Origin of the sequence: Leptospira ainazelensis (assembly GCF_016918785.1) — a bacterium.
GTDB classification, from domain to species: Bacteria; Spirochaetota; Leptospiria; order Leptospirales; family Leptospiraceae; genus Leptospira; species Leptospira ainazelensis.
Map to the genome: position 1 here is coordinate 103,073 of NZ_JAFFPT010000025.1, position 19,248 is coordinate 122,320.

The following is a 19,248-nucleotide window of genomic DNA, read 5'->3' on the forward strand; positions in this document are numbered from 1 at the left end:
TATAAATTAAAACGTATAAGTAGTTTTGCCGCTAAGAAGTTTTTCTAGGAGTTCGGCGAGATCGTTCTTTCGAAAGGGTTTGCGTAGACTTGCTGAAAAACCGTATTCTTTCGGGGAAGAAATGACGGGATCTTCCGAATAACCGCTCGACGCGATTGCGATTACTTTAGGATCTATTTTTCGAATTTCTGAAATCGCCTTTTCACCACCCATTCCACCGGGAATCGTAAGATCGAAAATAAGAATATCGAAAGGTTTGGCGGAACTTTTCGCCTCTTGAAAGAGTTGAATCGCTTCGGTTCCGTTTTTTGCGGAGGTCGTCTGATATCCCATCTTTTCCAACATATCCGAAAAAATTTCGATGATAAAATCCTCATCGTCCATAATGAGAACTTTTCCAAGTCCCTTATGCTGATTTGTTTCCTTTGGGGAAACCGATTTTATTTCGTTCTGAGAAACGGGTAAATAAATATGGAACGTACTTCCAACGCCTAACTCCGATTTAACTTCGATTCCTCCGTCGTGTTTCTGAACGATGGAATAAGAAGTCGCCAATCCTAAACCGGTTCCTCTTTGTTTTGTCGTAAAGAAAGGTTCGAAAATGCGGGGAAGTAGATCTTTTGGAATTCCGATTCCACTATCTTGAACCGAAATCTGGATGTAATTTCCTTCATTCAAACGAACCGAATTGTATTTGCCGAGATACGTATTTTTCGCTGAAACCAAAATTGTACCGCCGAGCGGCATCGATTGAATCGAGTTGATGATTATGTTTTCAACAACCTGATGGATTTGATTTTCGTCAAAGTCGCAAAGCCCGATGTTTTCTTCGATTTCAAAGTGACAGGACACGTTTGAACCGCTCAAAGAAAACAATACACAGTCATTTAGGATCGGAGCTAACGATCCCGTTTTACGAATCGGTTTTCCTCCTTTTGCAAACGTGAGTAGCTGTTGGGTTAAATCCTTTGCTCTATTAAAAACGGTGATCGCTTTGTCCAGATATCTGACATTCGATTCACCGGCCGCGGCTTTTTCGCGGGCAAGATCTATGTAACCGAAAATTCCTCCTAAAAGATTATTAAAATCGTGCGCGATTCCACCGGCTAAAACTCCGAGACTTTCTAATTTTTGAGCGTGTAACAAACGTCTTTCGAGTTCGAGTCGATCCGACTCCGCTCTTTTACGATCCGTAATGTCGGTCCCGATGCTGATAGTTCCTATGATATGATTGTTACTATCTTGAAGAATTGTGTTGTCCCACTGGATTAATTTTTTCTCACCGCTTCTGGTTCGTAGATAATTTTCATAATGAAGCGGGAGCGTGTTTGTTCGAATTGCTTCTTTGAAAATGGAGAGAACTTGTTCTCGTTCTTCGGGAAGCAGAAAGTAATCGAACCAATTGTTTCCGATAATTTCTTCTCGTTTCCAACCGGTAAGATTCAGAAGATATTCGTTACAAAAAGTGATCATACCTTCCGAATCCAAACCCAAACCGATCAGATTGATATTTTCTAAGGTTACACGAAATCTTCGCTCGGATTCGATTAGGGCGGTCTCCGCGAGTTTTTGTTCATCGGATTCTTTTTTGAGAAGAAGAAAATAACGATTGAGAATGATCAATAAGAGTAAGGTCGTAATTCCGACAAATCCCCAACCTTTGTATGTTTGTAAAGTGGTAAGAATAAAAGGATCGAATGAAAGCAAACTGATGAATTGATCGGAAAAAAAAATCCAGGCAGATGCAAGTATGAGATAAAAAAGAGAAACTCTCGCAGGCGCAGATATCGAGGAAAATTTAATCATAAATGGTTAGTTATAAAACGATACGATTTCTTGTGGAAACGGGAATCTTAATTTAATTTCGACGATTTTATTTTTGAGATTTCAGGGAAGTCTTTTATCGACTTTACGAATTCTAAAATGAAAAGCTCCTGGGTCGAATAACCCTTTGTACGTAGTCCCTGGATTCAAAGAACCGTAAAGATTTTTGTTGTCGAAGCGCGAGACCGGGATACTTTTCCCTTTTTTTTGAGGATGCGGGATAAAAAGAGCCGAAGGAAAAAAATTATTTAATCCTTCTAAGCCGAGCTTTCGTATCGGATCGAAAATGATCTTGTAATGCGCTCTCGGTTTTCTAAGATCGTGGCCTAATGATTTCTCTATTTCGCTGGATTCTACCTGCAAAAACAAAACCCCTTTTATCTCCCGAAACGATTGAAAAAAAGTATCCGCTTTTTCGCTGGAGAATCTTAGAAGCTACATTTATCGGTTATGCCGTTTTCTATTTGGTCCGGAATAATTTTCCGGTTGTATCCAAGGAAATGGGGGAGGCGCTTCATTATAGTCAGGAACAAATTACTAATATTCTCGCCGTGACTGCGATTACTTACGGAATCGGAAAGTTTATCATGGGCGCGCTATCGGACCGCAGTAATCCACGATTTTTTATGCCTCTGGGTTTGATTTTAACCGCAGTCTGCAATTTATTTTTCGGCGCGTCGAGCGATTACGAAACTCACTTTTATCTTTGGACACTGAATGGATTTGTTCAAGGAATGGGCTGGCCTCCCTGCGGAAGATCGCTCGGGCATTGGTTTGGCGTAACGGAAAGAGGATCCAAGTTTGCGATTTGGAATATTGCACATAACGTTGGAGGCGGTTTAGTCGGAGTGGTCGCGGCGTACAGCGCTTCTTGGTGGGGATGGAGAAACGCATTTTATATTCCGGCTTTGATGGCAATTGTCACTGCAATTTATCTTCTTTTTCGTTTAGTGGACACTCCGCAGTCGGTGGGTCTTCCGTCTATCGAAGAATTCCAAGAAGATCCCGAAAAGGAATTAAGAATCCCAGTCGCAGATCAGGAACGAGAGCTTACTTTTAAGGAAATTTTCGTTCAATCTATATTCAAAAATTATTATATATGGACCTTTGCTTTCGCTAATTTTTTCGTTTACGTTGTTCGTTACAGTCTCACCGATATCGGACCAACCTATCTCAAATTCGCAAAGGGGGCGACGTTGGAAAAAGGGGGCGTAAGTACTCTTATTTACGAATTTGCGGGAATCGGATCCACTTTACTTGTCGGTTGGGGATCGGATAAACTCGGAGGTAAAAGAGGAATGGTCAGCTTTTTTTGTATGGTCCCAATCCTCTTTGCTTTGACCGGATTGCTCTTTACTCCTCCAGGACATCTCTGGTTGGATTTAACGTTATTCGGAATTGTCGGCTTTTTTATTTATCCCCCCGTTATGCTCCTAGGAGTTGCCGGTCTCGATTTTACTTCAAAAAAAGCGGTCGGAGCTGCTGCGGGTTTTATCGGATTATTCGGATATCTTGGTAGGACGTTTCTTTCCAAGGGGGTGGGATGGATGAGTAAACAACAAGGATTTCACTGGGAACAATCCTTATACTTGGTTATCGGATCGACTTTGATTGCACTTGCCCTTCTGGCGATTACCTGGAGTTGGAAGCCGAAAGCTTAAGAAATTTCTACGGGATCGTTTAAGGTAGAAGATCACTGTTCGACACAAAGTACGTTCGCAGAAGATCCCAATGAATCACAGCTTGAAGCGAAGTAATCGATTGCAGCCGAATTGACGCTTCCCGCCCAGCCCGTCATTCCTTCAGCCAAACTACTAGAGCTCGTCCAATTGGAGCAGTTTTGCGAAGAGAGGAGAGCCCAAGTATTATCAAAACCGGTCGCGTAACCGCAGGCGGTGCTACCCATCGGACAAGCGAACGAAGAAGTTACTCCGGCGTTCGCACTCACTTTGTTTGTCCATGAGATTGGAAGAATCGAAGCGCTGTTAGACGAGGCAATAATTGTTGTATTGTCGGTTCTATAATAAGTATGAAGAGGTTTGAGAGGCCAGTCGCTAGTCGGTGTGGGAAGAGGTTTTCTCGTGGTAGTTCCCAACAACGCGATAACCGTTCCGGAAAGGCCTCCGGGTTTATTATTGGTGCAGAGGGTATCGGCTCCCGATTTTCCTCCGAGATTTCCAGTACCACCGTTTCCTGCGTTTACCATATACATTCTTTTATCATTGTCCGAAATTGTCACGCTGGACGTCGTTGATACGTTAGTCGCGCTTCCAATCGACTGAGAAACCCTCGCGGTTATGACCTCGCTTTCGTCGGTAAAATCGGGAGTTCCCGTTTCATTCGTCCCGCTTACGATTCGATTTACGGTCGTTGTCCCCAATAAAGTCGGAAAAGCGGCATTTAGACTCAAATTCGAGGGGAAATTCGGATAAGCAACGGTTACGGTGCTCGACGGATTTGCAGCGGGAGGATGAGAAAGTTTCAGCGTAAAGTTAGTGGAAGCGTTGGTCGTACCTTCGACCACGGTAAGAGTGGAGGTGATAATGACGGAATAACAGTAGACGTCGATATCAACCACATTCGCCGAAACCGTACCGATATTGTTGTAAAGATTGCAGGAGAGATCGTTCGGAAATCCTGTAATGGAAACGTTATAAGAAGCTCCACCATTTAGAGAGGAGGAGAATTGATAGGCTCCGGCTCCTCCGGAGATTCCCGGGGAGGAAGAAAGAATGGTAACAGTATCGCTTCCATTCGTTAAGGTAAGGCTTCCGCTTACGAGGCCGGAAACATTTCCTCCAAAAGTGAACGTTGGGTTTGTCGAGGTTCCTGCGGAACCGCCGGCGCCCGAACTCTGCTGTGAACTTACCGGGGCGTTTACTACCTCCGTCGCGGCCACTTGTAAAACGGATCCTAAACCCTTCGAAGCATCGAATTGCATCTTATCGGCTTCAGCGCATTGAACCAGAAATGCCAAAAAAATGATCGTAAGAAGGGTAAGTTTTCGCATAAAATTGGCCTCATTCAAGATAACTCTTGAGAGAAAATTTATTTACCAAAAAATCCTTTTTTATAAGAAAAAATTACCATTTTATTTTTATGGGAATTTGCGCTCTCACACGGAATCCCTTCTCTCTTTCCTCTGGATTTGAAAAATGCAGAATTTTTCGCCCTCTTTGAAGTGGATGGCCTCTTTTAAGTTCTTGGATTCTCTATTTTGGAAAATCGTAACAAGGTCTTGAGAATTTTACACTTGCCTTCCTCAAAACCGTGAAATAGCGTTCTGTTATGGTACACCCTTGGCATGATATTTCTCCGGGAGAAGACATTCCGGAATTTGTGAATGGAATTATTGAAATCAAACGCGGTAGCAGAGCAAAATACGAGGTAGATAAGGAATACGGGATTCTAAAATTAGATCGGGTTTTGTATTCTTCTTTTTATTATCCGGCGAATTACGGATTTATTCCTCAATCGTATTGTGGGGATCACGACCCTCTGGATATTTTGGTTCTTTCTCAAGTAGAACTCGAACCTCTTTGTTTGGTAAAATCGAAAGTCATCGGAGTGATGAGGATGTTGGATTCGGGAGAAGAAGACGACAAGATCATCGCGGTCGCAGCCAATGATATGTCAGTGAATCATATCAACGATATCTCCGAACTTCCGCCGCATTTTACTCTCGAATTAAAACACTTTTTTGAAGATTATAAAAAGCTCGAGAAGAAGACGGTTGTTATCGAAGAATTCCAAAACGCAAAACTCGCAAGACAAATCGTTTTAGATTCTTTAGAACTCTATAAGAAAACATTTCCAAAAAAATAAGATTTGGATTTTTTTCAAATACGTTTTGGAAGAAAATCCGGACTAAAGATCATTCTACTTTTTTCAAACTTGACCGGGAAAATCTCCCGGTTTGGTTCTCCATCTTCTGTGAACCCAAAAATATTGTTCCGGAAAAAGTTTTACTTCTTCTTCTAATGCCTTTGTCCAAACCTCCGTGTAATGCCGGATTGCGGTTTCACGATCTGCAAAGGCCTTCTTGTCGACAAAACCCAAGTCTTTGATCCGAACGATCACCTTTCCTTTTTCTCCGCAGAGAACCGAATAGAGCAACATTTTTGCGCCTGTAAGATACGCCATCAGCGCCGGACCTTGATACGTGGAAGCAGGACGATTGAAGAAGTTTACAAAGATCCCAACCTTTCCCGCGTTCTGATCGGAACCGAATCCCATCCAATAACCTTGTTTGAGCATCTTTGCGACTTGGCTGGATTCTTCCGTAGAAACGAGTTTGATTCCGTTCTTAGTTCTAAGTTTATAAATCAATCTATCCACGTAAGGATTTCTAACTTTCTTATAAATCCCTGCTCCTTTCATCCGGATTCCCATAAACTGAACGAGAATTTCCCAGGTTCCAAAATGTCCGGAAATAAGAACGACTCCGATTCCTTCTTCCTTTGTCTTTCTTTCGATCTCTAAAGATTCTTTATCATATACAAGATAACGATCCATCCATTTTTGATTGAGCCTTGGTGCATAAAGAGTTCCTGCGACTAAGTTTCCGATATGGAGAATACTCTTCCAGACGAGTTCTTTCTTTTGGGCCTCGGTATACTCAGGAAATGCGTAAGATATATTTTCGTAGGCGATTTTTCTGTGCTTTCTGGCTAAAGGATAAAGAAGAATGACCAAAAATCTTCCGAACAATAAACAAAGACGATACGGTAAAATGCGAAAGGGAAGATAGAATAGATAAACAAAGAGGAATGAAGGAATGTAACGAATCAAGGGCGCCCCGTTAATTGTTTTTAATTACAAAGGGACCGATTTCGGCCCGGATTGACAAGCAAAAGAACTAGCTCTTTTTTTGACTTCATTGAGAATTCAAACTAAGAAAAATAAAACAACGTTTTCTTTAAAATCTCTTATAAGAATCTTGCTTCTTTTTTCAATTTGAAATATTCTTTTTGTCAACACGAAGTTTTGAATTCGAAAAAAATCCACTTTGTCCAAATGGAAGCTCCGAGAGTTGACCGCAAAGGGTAGGTTGGAAATTCTGGAATTAGCCTTTCCAATTTTTTTGTGAACACAAAGCTTACAAAAAGAAAAATCTTGTACTCATAAGAACCCATGGACAACCTGAAAACCTCCGTACACGAAATCTATCTTTCTCTTTCGGGAGAAGGAATTTCAACGGGATTACCGACCGTCTTTGTTCGAATGGCGGGATGTTCTTTGCGATGCGGAATGGCAGCGGGAAGAAAATTATGGTGTGATACTCCTTATGCCCTTTCTCCGAATGCAGGCGAAGAGTTGGATCTGGAACAAGTTCTGAAACAAATTCGAGAACTGAGTCCGGTGGATACGCAGATTCTCCTTACCGGCGGAGAGCCCTTAGAAGGAAGAAACCGCGATTTCAGCGTCGCATTCGGAAACGCAATTTTTAGAACACGAAATCAATCGGGTTCTTATCCCAGACCAAGAGTGGAAACAAACGGAGCCGAATCCATTGAAGGATTGGATTCATTCGTATTTACCTTGGACTATAAACTTCCCGGTTCCGGTATGGAAGATCGGATGCTTTTGAAAAATTTAGAAATATATAAAGATAGAAAAAACGATTTGGATGAAATTAAGTTTGTGATTCGAGATAGAATGGATTTTGACAGATGTGTCGAAGTGATTCAAGAGTTTCGTTTATTCGGGAATCTTTTGGTTTCTCCAGTACAAGGAGAGTTATCTCCCGAAGTTCTTTCAGAATGGATCAAGTCTTCACTTGGTTCCGGTCTTCGTCTTTCTCTGCAAACCCATAAATACATTTGGGGCGATCAAAGGGGAGTTTAGTTGGAAGAAACCTTACAACTCAGCCTCGATTTCGAATCCAAACAACGTTCCGGGTACAGAGGAGATTTTTGTTTTCTCACAAACTCGCCCGAGTTGGGAATCGGAAAGATCGTCTCTTCGGAAGAAGGAAAGGTCACGATCGAGTTCGTTTCCGCCTCTACGAAAAAAACGGTCTCCGAAAATTCTCCGCATCTAAGAATTCTTCCGGGATATCCATCCCCTCTCAGAAACGTCGGGGAACAACCGAGTCTGATGGATCTTTCTCTGACCGCGTACGAACTCAAACTTACGCACGCCTTCGATAAACTCTCTGCGCTTTCCAATTCGAGAACAAGACTTCTCCCGCATCAGATCGAATCGACTTATATCGTCGTCAACAGCCTTCGTCCTCGATTCATTTTGGCTGACGAAGTCGGTTTGGGGAAAACGATCGAAGCCGCTCTTGTGATGAAGGAATTGATCTTTCGAAGGGGTTATAAAAAAGTTCTGATCGTCGCACCTTCTCCGCTTTTGGTTCAGTGGCAACAGGAGTTGAAGAACAAGTTCAACGAAGATTTTGAAATTGTTAAGCGAAAGAATTTTCATACGGAAGGCGATAAGAATTGGAAGAATTTTCAGCACGTCATCACTTCCGTGGATTTTATCAAAAATCCGAAATACGCGGAAGAGATTCTAAAAACGAAATGGGATATCGTCATCTTTGACGAGGCGCATCGACTTCGAAGAGACTATCATAAGATCACAAGGGCTTATTTATTCGCCGAAAAAATTTCCAAAAAATGCGAATGCCTTCTTCTTTTAACGGCGACTCCGTTTCGCGGAAAATTGGAAGAACTCTATTATCTGATGCATCTGATCGATCCGAATATTTTAGGACCGTATCATACATTCGTAAATGATTATATACTTGGTAATAAAACCGATCTCAAAGAGAAAATTTCCAAGGTACTTTTGAGAAGAAGAAAGGTGGAAGTCGGCGGTTTTACCAAACGATTCGCGAAAACGGTAAGAATAGAACTTTCACCAGTGGAAAGAGAATTTTACGAAGAGACTACGAATTACGTCCGTAGAGAATACAATCTCGCTATGAGAACTCAAAACCGCGCGATCGGTTTTGTAATGATCGTTTTTCAGAAACTTCTGGATTCTTCCGTGTTTGCGCTTTTGTCAGCGCTCACAAAAAGAAAGTTTCTTTTGGAAAATCGATTTCATCATATTAAACAAATGGAATCCAAGCTGGAAGAATGGGATTTGGACGAAACCGAAAACGTGGAAGAATTTGTTTCCGGTTTGGACGAATCGGTTCAACTCGATCTTCAGAGTTTAAGAAGAGAACTTCTTTCTCTCAATCGATTGATTCTTCTTGGGAAAAAAATCAAAGAAGATAAGAAGTCGATCAAACTCAAAGAAACGATTCTGAAGTTGCAAAAGGAAGGTCATCCTAAGTTTATCATCTTTACTCAGTTTCGAACGACTCAGGATTTTTTGGCGTCCGTCCTCGCGGAATTTCAAGTGACTCTGTTTCACGGTTCCTTGAGCGCCGATGCAAAAGAAAGAGCGATCGTAGAATTTAAGACGAAAACCGAAATTCTTATCTGTACCGAAGCCGGAGGCGAAGGAAGAAATCTTCAGTTTGCAAACGTGCTTTTCAATTACGATCTTCCTTGGAGCCCTCTTAAAATAGAACAGAGAATCGGAAGGATTCACAGATTCGGTCAAAAGGACAACGTATTCATCTTTAACTTTGCGAGTAAGGACACGGTTGCCGAACGAATTCTCGAAGTTCTCACGAACAAAATTCGTCTTTTCGAAGAATCGATCGGTTCCTCCGATGAACTTCTCGGCGCGATCGAGGACGAGTTGGATTTTAATTCTTCCTTTATGAAATTCGTCACAGGAAATAAATCCAAAGTCGAGATGGAAGACGAGATCGACAACAGAATCAAGATCGCAAAAAAAGGTTTTGAAAAGTTAAGCGATCTCGTCACTCCGAAGATGATCGATTTTAACCTTTTGGATTATTACAGTCATACGCTCGAAGAGCGTTCGTTCAACAATACGCACTTGGAAGAATTCGTATCCAGATTTACGCGGACGTTTCCGGATGAGGCGGGTTTTAAACTCGTCAAAAAGAAACCTCAGGTTTACGAGATCGAATCGGCGCTTTACAAAGGAAAGTTCGGAACCTTCGATTCTGAACTTGCGCTTCAAAACGACAGTTTGGAATTTTTGGCGTTCGGACATCCGCTCGTGGACAAGGCCGTTTCTCATTTGATCCAAAATCAAAAGGGATGGGGGATTTCGTTTCATTCCATTTCGAAAAAAGAATATTATGTTTTTCTGGTGGATTTTCAATTTACTCTCAATCGAACCGAGTTATTTTATTTCGAATGCAATCGCCAGAGCGGTAGTATCAAACAAATTCAGGAATTGCCGGAAGAACTCAGAGATTCCGATTCTAATTCTAAAACTCGCGAGCCGGATGCGGAGCTTCCCTCTCGTTTCGAAGAAAATTTAATCCGAACTTATTTGGCTTTGGATGAAATCGTAGAATCGCGTAAAAAACAACTGGGAGATCAAACCCTCGATCTTTTTCAAAAAGAAGAATTTAAAATTCGGACGAGCAATCAGAATACGCTTCGACAACTCGAAGAAAAACTGATGCGTCAGGAAGCCGCTTTTAAATGGGAGGGAAAACCCGAAAAGAAATCGGCGATGAACCGGACCCGAAACGAGATTCAGAAGGTAAAAGAAGATTTCGATCGTGAACTTCGCAAGGTCAGAAACGGAAAGACGATTCAACACCGCTTTCAACTCTTCCAGGTATATTTACCGAATTAAAGCCGACCCTTTTCCTGCTCGACATCCGATTTTGGTCGAGGTTTCTGGACCTTAACAATTGGAACGGAGCCTGACGACGTGAAACTTTCCTTAGACTGGATGAATGACTTTGCACCTTTGAAGGAGGTCGGTCTTGACGCGATCTTGAAAAAAATCGCGATCTCGGTTTGTGAAATCGACGGCGCTGATCCCTTCCGTCCCGAGTTGGATTTCATAAAGATCGTAAGAATAGAATCTCTCGAAAAACATCCATCCGCAGACAAACTCCAAATCGTGCAGGTTACGAACGGCTCCACGAAATCGCAGATCGTCACCGGCGCCACCAATGTAAAAGTCGGGGATTTGGTTCCACTTGCCATTCCCGGAGCGAAATTGGGAGATAAGGAAATTATTGAATCCGAACTCAGAGGAGTCAAAAGTTCAGGGATGCTCTGTTCCGAAAAAGAATTGTCTCTTGCGGAAGAAAGCGCCGGGGTTTGGATTCTAAACGAAGTAGAAGGTGCGGAAATCGGAAAGTCGATCCGAACTTTACTACATTACGATGATATCATATTCGACGTAGATAATAAATCGATAACCCATAGACCGGATCTTTGGAATCATTTCGGTTTTGCGAGAGAACTCGCGTCCCAACTTAAACTTCCGATCCGATTCAACCCTTTTGAATCGCTTTGGAATTTCGACCTCAACATTCCTCTTCCAAAAGTATTAGAAAATCAGAATGCACATTCTTACTATGCTTCTTCTATTCAGGGCATTTCGATTTTTCCTTCCAAAAGAAAATTTCAGGCGAGATTACAAAAATGCGGAATTCGAGTGATTAATAATGTCGTCGATATTTCCAATTACGTAATGCTTGAGATGGGACAGCCGACTCATTTTTTCGATAAGAAGTTTTTGGAAGGGCAAGGTGGGATTTCCCTCGAAGTCTCGTTTGCGAAAAAAGGGGAAAGTTTTGCGTTGTTGGACGAAAGTTCTCCTTCACTGGAAGACGAAATTCTTCTCATTAGAAACCAGGGAAAACCGGTTGCGATCGCCGGCGTAATGGGCGGAAAAGAATCTGCGGTTCAGAACGGTTCGACCGAAATCGTAATGGAGTCCGCGGTCTTTGCAAGGGAACGTGTTCGCAAATCGATCCGCCTAACAGGGATTCGGTCCGATTCTTCCGTACGATACGAGAAAGGTTTGGAAGCTACCACGACCCTTCCCGTGATTCGAAGAGCGCTCAATCTTTTAAAAGAAAACGGCTGTTCCGAGCTCAAAGCCTCGGAGCCGGTCGGATTCTTACATACTCCTCATAAAGAAGTTCACATTCATACGGACATTCATTTTATCAATTCGAAGTTGGGAGTGAGTTTATCGAAGGGTGACGTTACTGATATTTTGGAACGACTTCACTTTACGGTTTCCTGGAAAGGAGAACACCTGGAAGTTCTGGTTCCCAAATTTCGGCACAACTACGACGTTACGATTCCGGAAGATCTTGTGGAAGAAATCGGAAGAACCCGCGGTTACGATACGATCGAAGTAGCTCCGGTTTTGGCGGAAGTAAAAACCCCCGTTCGAAATCTGAGTCGCGAATTGGAAAGAAAACTCAAAACATTCTTTTCGGGAAGTCTCGGGTTTCACGAAGTTTACAATTATTCTTTTCAATCTTTAAAAGACAATACGTTCGACGGAGATCCGAAACTTTCGGTGAAAATCAAGAACGAGATGCCGGAAGAACAAGCCGTTTTAAGAAATTCTATGCTTCCTTCTCTTTTGAGAAACGTAAGAACCAATCAGGATCGTTTTTCCGAGATCAAATTATTCGAATTCGGAAGGGCTTATTTTAATTTGCCGGAACCGAATAACGAAAAGAAATTCTTTGCATATGCGGTTTCTTATGACAGAAAAAATTCGGAATCCGATTTAAAACTTCTCGAAGAGGATTTTCTAAACGTAAGAAAACAAATCGAATCTCTTCTTGAGTCCATTCGAATTTTTGAATATTCTTGGGAAATCAAACAGGAATCCTTTTATCATCCGGGAGCGAGTTTATCCTTGGTCGTCGATTCGCGTCAGATCGGAGTTTTAGGTTATGTTCATCCGGCGGTTTTGGATTCTTTCGAACTCAAAAAAAGGGTCATCTACGGTTCCTTCGATTTCTCTTCGATCGTAGAAATCTGGAATACAAATCGGAAAGTTTCAAGGTTTGTTCCTCCTTCTCAATTTCCGGAAGCCGAAATCGATCTTTCGATTCTGATCGGAGAAAAGGAGAATACGAATCGATTTACCGATCTCGTCAAAAAGGAAAGTATTCCGGAACTAAAGGACGGTTGGGTCTATTCTCAATTCTCCGGAGGAAACATTCCCGAGGGAAAAAGATCGGTCAGTTATCGTTTCAAATTGGTGAACTACGAAAGGACTTTTACGCAGGAAAGAATCAAAGAAATTTCCGATCAACTCGTGGACCTCGCCGGTAAGAACGGCTTCGCGCTGAGATAAAGATGAAAATCCACGAGACCGCATTCATTCATCCGCAGGCGACTGCGATCGGTTTGGTCGAGATGGGAGCTTTTGCTTCTCTTTGGCCGGGCGCCGTTGCGAGAGCCGATATGAATCATATCGTTCTCGGAGAAGGCGTGAATATCCAAGACAACACGACATTGCATACGGATTCGAGCAGAGGAATTTTGATCGGCGATTATACGTTAGTCGGTCATAATGCGATGCTTCACGGCTGTACGATCGGGAAAGGTTGTCTTATCGGCATCGGTAGCATTGTGTTAGACGGGGCGGAGATCGGAGACGGTTCTATGATCATGGCGGGTTGTATGGTCCGCGGTGGAAAAAAAATTCCGCCGGGTGCGATGGTAATTCAGAAAGACGGCGAATTAAAAATTTTCGAAGGAAAGGCAAAACCGATCCATACGGTTGCGGGTTGTTTGGAATACATCGCTCTTTCAAAACGTTTTAGAGACGGGATTTTCGGTCCTTTTTCCGAGGAAGAGGAACTCGAGTTTCAGAATCAGGCGAAAGTGATTTTAGAGAGAATGGGAATTCCTTTTAAGGGATGATTTTTTTGTTTCCGGAAGCCGATCGACCTCCGGAAATTTTGGAAAGAATTTAAATCTTAATAAACTTACCCAAAAGTTCAGATACCTTTTGACCTTTGCTTCTTGCATCCTTATCGAGAAAGGTTCCCGTAAAAACGTGGGCTTTCTTATCGACGATAAATACCAATTGATAGTTGTGAACCTTATAATTTTTCCCGGCGATGATTTGTTCGAATCTGCTTTCGAGAAGTGCGGAATCTAATCCCTGTATCTTGGATTTTTTCGGAGGATTGATCATTTCATATTTCTGAAAAACGGTCGGATACAGACCTGTGACCGCAGAAATATAATCATCGAGAGTAATTTCTCTCGGCTGTTTGGAAAGATCCTCGATCGTATAATTCACGTTAGTGTTAAACATTTGAGCTTCAGGACTTCCCGGCGGATATTCAAAAAGAAAAAAATTGATTCCGGCGACTTCCAACGCTTTTTTAATCGCTCCCGAATTGTCGGTACTCGCGGCGATTTCGTGCGCCTGATTGATTAGGTTGGGGTTGTCGTTAAAATGCCAGCCTTCGTAGTTGAGGCCGAGCCCAAGAGAAGGAAGTTGGACGACTTTCGAGTTTGGATCAAGGCTGTGTTCTTTTTTACAGGAAAAAAGGAACACGGCGATGAGAATCAAAAGTAAAGATTTTCGAATCGGATTATATTTCATAAAACGCCCCTTAAAAAAGGAAAAAGATAACTTCTCTTTAAAAAAAGCCAATCAAATTATGGATCGGCGAAGAAATACAGGAAGGAAAATCCTTAGTGTTGATCGCCCTAATTTCGAAGATCTTTATTTAAAAAAGAAAAGGCCGATCAAAAGACCGGCCTTTTTCAGAATTCTAAGATTTAGAATTCTGATTAGAAAGCGAAAGAAATTAGAACTTTGAATCGAGTGAAGATATCAGCCGCCGAAAATCCAAAGAGGAGCAAGAGGAAGAACAAACCGGATCCAAAGATAACTCTGTTCATCACAGTGTCGTATTTTAAGTGCATGAAGTAAGCAAGAACGAGAGAAGCTTTCACAGTGGCAACCGCCATAGCGATGATCACGTTCATGGCTCCAAAGTCGATTCCCGCAACCCAAACGGTTACAAAGGTAAAGAAAATCAAAGTGGCGAAGATGAGAGAATAGGTTTTAACGGAAATGATATGATGGGATCCGTGACCTTCTTCTGCGTGTTCCGCTTTTGCTGCAGGAACGCCGTTCATTTTGTTTTGTGCTTTTGTAATCGCGTCTTGAAGGGCTTTGCCGAGTTTGTTATCCTTGTTTCTTGAGATAAAATCTTGGAGTTTGTTTTCTTCCAAAATCTGAGAAAGAAAGTTAACGGTAAATCCCGCAAGAGTTGCGTTTACAATGGCGCCGGCTCCGACCACGAACCCGGTAAAGGGGATCAGAAATCCGATGCTAACGATTACATAAAGAGCGTAGTTTAAAAACAGTTCCATTTTATATCCTGAATTTGGACCGCAGAGTTTGCGGATGGTTTTCCGGGCGGTAAACCGCAACCTATGGGACATCCTGACAAGGTCTAAAAAAGCCTCAAGTACATTTCAAAGGAGAATCCTTTTCCTCCATTCTAAGTAGAATTTTTGAATTCTTTCGAGCATGGATTGTTCGGAGTTCTTGGGAAATCCTAAAAAAATCCAGACGGTTCCATAGGTTTTTCCGTTTGAAAATCGGTCCGGCGTGAGAGGAAGAATTTCTATTCCTTGAGAAATTCCCCAATGAAAAATCCATTCCGGATATCTTGGAATCGGTTTTTTTAAAGGGAGGGGAAGAATCGCTAGATTCGGATTGGTGATCAATTTTGTTTTGAGAAGAATTTCGGACCGCGAAAGTTCGGAGAGAATTCTTCCCATCGACCAACGAAAATTTCCTTCGCTTAGTCTTCTTATTTTTTGTTTATTTTGAGAATAAAACTCAAAACCGTCCAAGGAAACCGGGCCGTCATAATCCGGGGCAAAACTTTTCGAGAGGCTTTCCACAATGGGTTGAAGATGGGATTGGATTTGATCGGATTCTTTCTCGGAGGGAAGAAAGGCTCCGTTGTATTTTCCTTTTTCATCGCAGATTTGAATCGTGGAACCTTTTGAGGTCGGAACCCCGGCGTTCCAATCATAGAGACAAGAAAAATCAAAGGTTCTTTGCACCCAAGGCTCGGCGACGCAAGGAAACCGGAAACGATCTTTCTCGGTTTCGATTTCTTCCCAATTCTCCAAACCGAAAGAATTGAATTTTAGAATCTTATGTCTTCCGGAAAAGCTGAATTCCGGTTTGAGAACGATTCTTTCCGGCGGGAGTTCCGACCATTCTTCCAAGAGGGCCGGCAGATCGGAGATTCTCTTCAGAATCCGCGCGTCGATATCCTGAAAATCCATTTCCGATTTCCAACGAGTCAAAAGAATTTTAGAATTCAGTCTTTTCGAAAGATCCGCCTTTGCGGAAGAATAAATAATTTCACCGGAAGAATGTAGATCCGAAATCGATCCCCATTCTTCCCAGAGAAATCCGTTTTTCGGAGGAGAAGTCGTTAAATTCTTCTTTGAATTTCTTTTTAAAACTTGAAACGGCCCGAGCTGAATTCCCCTCGATTCCCAAAAGTGAATCCATTCCGGGTCCGGCGCTTCGCTGAGAAGAGAAACCGTTTGGAGATCTCGAATGGATTGAAAAAGATAGAAGAGATTCTCCAGAGTTCTGTTTTTAGAATCCAATTTTTCAGGCGCAATTCCGCCGATCTTGAGTTCCTCCTCGAAAAAGCCGTTAAACCTGGAATAACGAGTCATAATATTCTGCATTTTTTTTGTTTGTAAGATAAAGATACGGGGATAAGAATTTCGATAATCTGAATAAGGGTAAATCTATGAACATCCGTATTTTATCAATTCTGACAATTCTTTCGCTTACCGGTATCGGCGCAGCGCCTAACAAGGTGTTAACCCTAGAAGAGAAAGAAGAACAGAGACAGATAGAAGCCGTTCGTAAAGGCGGTTTTACGGATATCGAAGTGGACAACCTTCACGCTTCGATCGCCGGAAATATTCTTAAAATCAATAACCTTTTAAAGGATGAGACTTATAAAAAAGCCCTCCGCTATATCGAAGACGAACCGAGAGAGGCTGCAAAGTTTCTTTTCCAAGATAAGGAAAACAAACAATATTTGGAATTGGAACTCGGCCTCGGTCAGTCGTTTGCGGATTATCCGAAAACTTATCTTTATCAATCCAGAATTTATATTTATCCCGGAACGGACGGTCAATCCTTGGATAAGATCATTCTTCAGTTCAAAAGAACGAACGCGAAGGGTGAAGTTTTTATCCGAGAGATGAGACGTCTTATTAACAATTCTCCAAAAGGCCCGACCTTTTTGGGCGACGGAAAAAGAGCTCCGAACAATAACAGCGAAATCCTTTTGGAATTTTTTTCCAGCCATGATACGGATTTTCTCTGGCCGGACAATCCCATCCAACCGGTTCCCGCGAGCGTTACTTCCAAGCTGCACGATCCCGCCAATCCGCTTCCTTATAGCAAACAAAGACAAATTATCCTTCAGTACAAAAGATATATGAGAAAAGTGGATAAGATGGTCAGTCTAAAACTTCACACGATGGAATTGGACCAGAAAAGAATGGTTTCTAAAATGTTGGAATTCCGTTAAGAAAAAAGTATATTCTAATTTTAGAATGTTTGAAAGGCCGCGGAGAACTTCGCGGCCTTTTTATTAGAAAGATGGATCGGTTATTGAATTCTAAATTAAAAATTCTTCCCTTGTTCGAAAATCAATTTTATTCCTCTTGATTCCGAAGATTTTTTTCGAAAACGGCGTAGGGTTTTGAGTTAAGAATCGGCCGGCTTGAAAATCGGAGCGAGTGATCCTTTCAAAAGAAGGCGATTCTACTTCTTAATCAAAAAGTCGCTGATGACCTTTTCTTCGGTGAGATATTTTTTATTGAGATAGGAGATGGCGTAGTTGATAAATCTTGGAATCTCTTTTCCGGCGTCTAAAAGATCCAGCTTTGTCTGAGTCAATTCGTCGATCGTCGCCAAAGCCAGTTTTCTTTGACTTTGATGTGATTCGAACTCGTCTTCTGATTCCAACGCCATTTTACGGTTAACCCGTTTCGAGGATAACAGGAATCACAAGAAAGGGCAAGTCTTTCTTGTGATTCTCCAAAACTTAGGTTTCTTTATAATCCACTGCGGTTTGAATGCCGCGTTCTTCGTCGACGAAAGCATTGATCAAAAGCGAAATCACAAAGAAAACCGCGACCACTAAGAAAGAATTTCTGAGATCGAATAAAATCTGAAGTCCTCCGACCGCGACGAGTCCGAATGCGGCTGCAACTTTTCCTGAAAGTCCCCAGAGGCCGAAAAATTCTCCGGATTTGGATTCGGGAGCAAAGAGCCCGACAATCGCGCGACTTGCAGATTGTGTTGCGCCTAAACCGGCTCCTGCGAGAACCGTGGTTCCCACAAAAACCCATTGTTGTGTGGTCGGAATTCCGATTCCGATCAAAAAGGCGGTCAGATCCTTCACCCAATAAATGAGCAAGAGACAGGCAATCCATAAGAAAAGCGTAATGTTAAAGGTTTTTTTAGCTCCGATTTTATCTTGGATAAACCCGAAAAGGATCGCTCCGACTGCGGCAAAAAGTTGAATCAAAAGAAACATCGCGATCTCGTGTTTTTCTTCCGTTTTGATTTCCTGCGCTCCGTAGATAAATGCAAAGCTGATTACGATTCCAAGAGCTGCCATCGCGAAAAAAAGAGAAACAAGATAGATCGCCATATCCCTGAATTTATGAATTTCTTTCATCGTAGAAACGACTCTTTCCATTCCGATCTTGAGATAGGAGAGTCCTTCGGGTTTGTCCTTTCCTGCGGTGTATTCTCTTAGAAGCAGAAAGGTCGGAATTCCGGCGAATAAAAAGAAAAATGCGGTATAGGGTCCGACCATTCTTAGACTGTCGAAGTTTTCGAGCGTCTTGGGTCCTAAAGTGTTGACTAACGCGACGGCGGCGATTCCGCCGAAGTAACCGATTCCCCATGCGTAACCCGAAATTTTTCCCAAGTCTTCTTTTGGACCGAGATAGGGAAGAAAGCTCGAAGCAAAGTTTTCCCCCGAAGCGAAAAAGAAGTTAGAAAGAATGATCAGAATAAATGCGAGGACATATTCTCCCGGTGCAATTACGAACCACAAAGCCCCCGTCGAAATGATACAGAAGACATAACTAAAAAACAGAAATTGTTTCTTTCTCGCGGAATAGTCGGTGATCGCGCCGAAGATCGGTCCGGTTAATACGACAAGCAGATACGAGATTGCTAGCGCGATAGACCAGAGTAGATTTCCGTATTCGTATGGATTCTCCTGATTGGAGGAGGCAGGAACTACTAATTGGCTAAAAACGATTCCGTAGGTTACACTGATAATGACAGTCGTATAAGAGGAGTTCGCAAAATCGAACATACACCAGCCGAGGATTTCTCGGAGAGGGGCTCTTTTTGTATCTTGCATGGTTTTCCTTTGTTTTTAATCAGAAATTTCAAAAAAGGCTATTTTTCGGAAACTGGATGTCAAATGAAAACCGTAAAAAATTTCTCTTGCAGAAGAATTTCAGAGTCTCTAATCTGATTGGAAACCCGGTTTCTAAC

The 19,248-nt window shown here is 42.2% G+C and carries 15 protein-coding genes; 7 read left to right on the forward strand and 8 right to left on the reverse strand.

Annotated features, from left to right (window positions below; all coding sequences use genetic code 11):
• Positions 1 to 6 precede the first annotated feature (6 nt).
• On the reverse strand, positions 7 to 1,806 hold the full coding sequence (locus tag JWG44_RS06660) for a hybrid sensor histidine kinase/response regulator (RefSeq protein WP_205274178.1): 1,800 nt from the start codon (positions 1,804 to 1,806) through the stop codon (positions 7 to 9).
• 347 nt (positions 1,807 to 2,153) lie between these two features.
• Between JWG44_RS06660 and JWG44_RS06665 the strand changes: the two genes are divergently transcribed.
• Positions 2,154 to 3,485 carry an MFS transporter gene (locus tag JWG44_RS06665; protein WP_205274179.1) on the forward strand — a complete coding sequence of 444 codons (1,332 nt, stop codon included), beginning with the start codon at positions 2,154 to 2,156 and terminating at the stop codon, positions 3,483 to 3,485.
• A 32-nt stretch (positions 3,486 to 3,517) separates the two neighbouring features.
• Here the strand turns inward: JWG44_RS06665 and JWG44_RS06670 are convergent, their stop codons facing one another.
• Positions 3,518 to 4,834, reverse strand: coding sequence for a DUF1554 domain-containing protein (locus JWG44_RS06670; protein WP_205274180.1), 1,317 nt, complete (start codon positions 4,832 to 4,834; stop codon positions 3,518 to 3,520).
• A gap of 278 nt (positions 4,835 to 5,112) precedes the next feature.
• Between JWG44_RS06670 and JWG44_RS06675 the strand changes: the two genes are divergently transcribed.
• Positions 5,113 to 5,649, forward strand: a complete 537-nt coding sequence (locus JWG44_RS06675; RefSeq protein WP_205274181.1) for an inorganic diphosphatase — start codon at positions 5,113 to 5,115, stop codon at positions 5,647 to 5,649.
• Between the two features lie 63 nt (positions 5,650 to 5,712).
• Here the strand turns inward: JWG44_RS06675 and JWG44_RS06680 are convergent, their stop codons facing one another.
• Positions 5,713 to 6,615: a lysophospholipid acyltransferase family protein gene (locus JWG44_RS06680; RefSeq protein ID WP_205274182.1), complete on the reverse strand. Its 903-nt coding sequence runs from the start codon at positions 6,613 to 6,615 to the stop codon at positions 5,713 to 5,715.
• A gap of 342 nt (positions 6,616 to 6,957) precedes the next feature.
• Here JWG44_RS06680 and JWG44_RS06685 point away from each other — a divergent pair, with 342 nt between their 5' ends.
• The 4 genes from JWG44_RS06685 (at position 6,958) to JWG44_RS06700 (ending at position 13,571) form a co-directional block, all read left to right on the forward strand.
• Positions 6,958 to 7,671, forward strand: coding sequence for a 7-carboxy-7-deazaguanine synthase QueE (locus tag JWG44_RS06685; RefSeq protein WP_205274183.1), 714 nt, complete (start codon positions 6,958 to 6,960; stop codon positions 7,669 to 7,671).
• On the forward strand, positions 7,672 to 10,512 hold the full coding sequence (locus JWG44_RS06690) for a DEAD/DEAH box helicase (RefSeq protein ID WP_205274184.1): 2,841 nt from the start codon (positions 7,672 to 7,674) through the stop codon (positions 10,510 to 10,512).
• Positions 10,513 to 10,590: 78 nt separating this feature from the next.
• A complete protein-coding gene (gene pheT / locus JWG44_RS06695; protein ID WP_205274185.1) occupies positions 10,591 to 12,999 on the forward strand; it encodes a phenylalanine--tRNA ligase subunit beta in 2,409 nt (802 codons plus the stop codon).
• Between the two features lie 2 nt (positions 13,000 to 13,001).
• Positions 13,002 to 13,571 carry a gamma carbonic anhydrase family protein gene (locus tag JWG44_RS06700; protein ID WP_205274186.1) on the forward strand — a complete coding sequence of 190 codons (570 nt, stop codon included), beginning with the start codon at positions 13,002 to 13,004 and terminating at the stop codon, positions 13,569 to 13,571.
• Between the two features lie 49 nt (positions 13,572 to 13,620).
• Here JWG44_RS06700 and JWG44_RS06705 read toward each other — a convergent pair whose 3' ends face one another.
• The 3 genes from JWG44_RS06705 to JWG44_RS06715 all read right to left on the reverse strand — a co-directional run bounded on the left by JWG44_RS06705 (position 13,621) and on the right by JWG44_RS06715 (position 16,382).
• Positions 13,621 to 14,265 (reverse strand): LIC_13215 family putative lipoprotein, encoded by a 645-nt coding sequence (locus JWG44_RS06705; RefSeq protein WP_205274187.1) that lies wholly within the window; start codon positions 14,263 to 14,265, stop codon positions 13,621 to 13,623.
• A 191-nt stretch (positions 14,266 to 14,456) separates the two neighbouring features.
• Positions 14,457 to 15,044 carry a cytochrome C oxidase subunit IV family protein gene (locus JWG44_RS06710; RefSeq protein WP_205274188.1) on the reverse strand — a complete coding sequence of 196 codons (588 nt, stop codon included), beginning with the start codon at positions 15,042 to 15,044 and terminating at the stop codon, positions 14,457 to 14,459.
• 105 nt (positions 15,045 to 15,149) lie between these two features.
• Positions 15,150 to 16,382 carry a hypothetical protein gene (locus JWG44_RS06715; protein WP_205274189.1) on the reverse strand — a complete coding sequence of 411 codons (1,233 nt, stop codon included), beginning with the start codon at positions 16,380 to 16,382 and terminating at the stop codon, positions 15,150 to 15,152.
• A gap of 77 nt (positions 16,383 to 16,459) precedes the next feature.
• Here JWG44_RS06715 and JWG44_RS06720 point away from each other — a divergent pair, with 77 nt between their 5' ends.
• Entirely contained in the window at positions 16,460 to 17,254 is a 795-nt protein-coding gene (locus JWG44_RS06720) for an LIC13212 family protein (RefSeq protein WP_205274190.1), read from the forward strand.
• A gap of 236 nt (positions 17,255 to 17,490) precedes the next feature.
• Here JWG44_RS06720 and JWG44_RS06725 read toward each other — a convergent pair whose 3' ends face one another.
• Together JWG44_RS06725 and JWG44_RS06730 are read right to left on the reverse strand one after the other, a co-directional pair.
• Complete coding sequence (locus JWG44_RS06725; RefSeq protein ID WP_100785273.1) at positions 17,491 to 17,700, reverse strand: hypothetical protein; 210 nt, start codon at positions 17,698 to 17,700, stop codon at positions 17,491 to 17,493.
• A gap of 73 nt (positions 17,701 to 17,773) precedes the next feature.
• A complete protein-coding gene (locus JWG44_RS06730; RefSeq protein ID WP_205274191.1) occupies positions 17,774 to 19,111 on the reverse strand; it encodes an MFS transporter in 1,338 nt (445 codons plus the stop codon).
• Between the last annotated feature and the right edge of the window lie 137 nt (positions 19,112 to 19,248).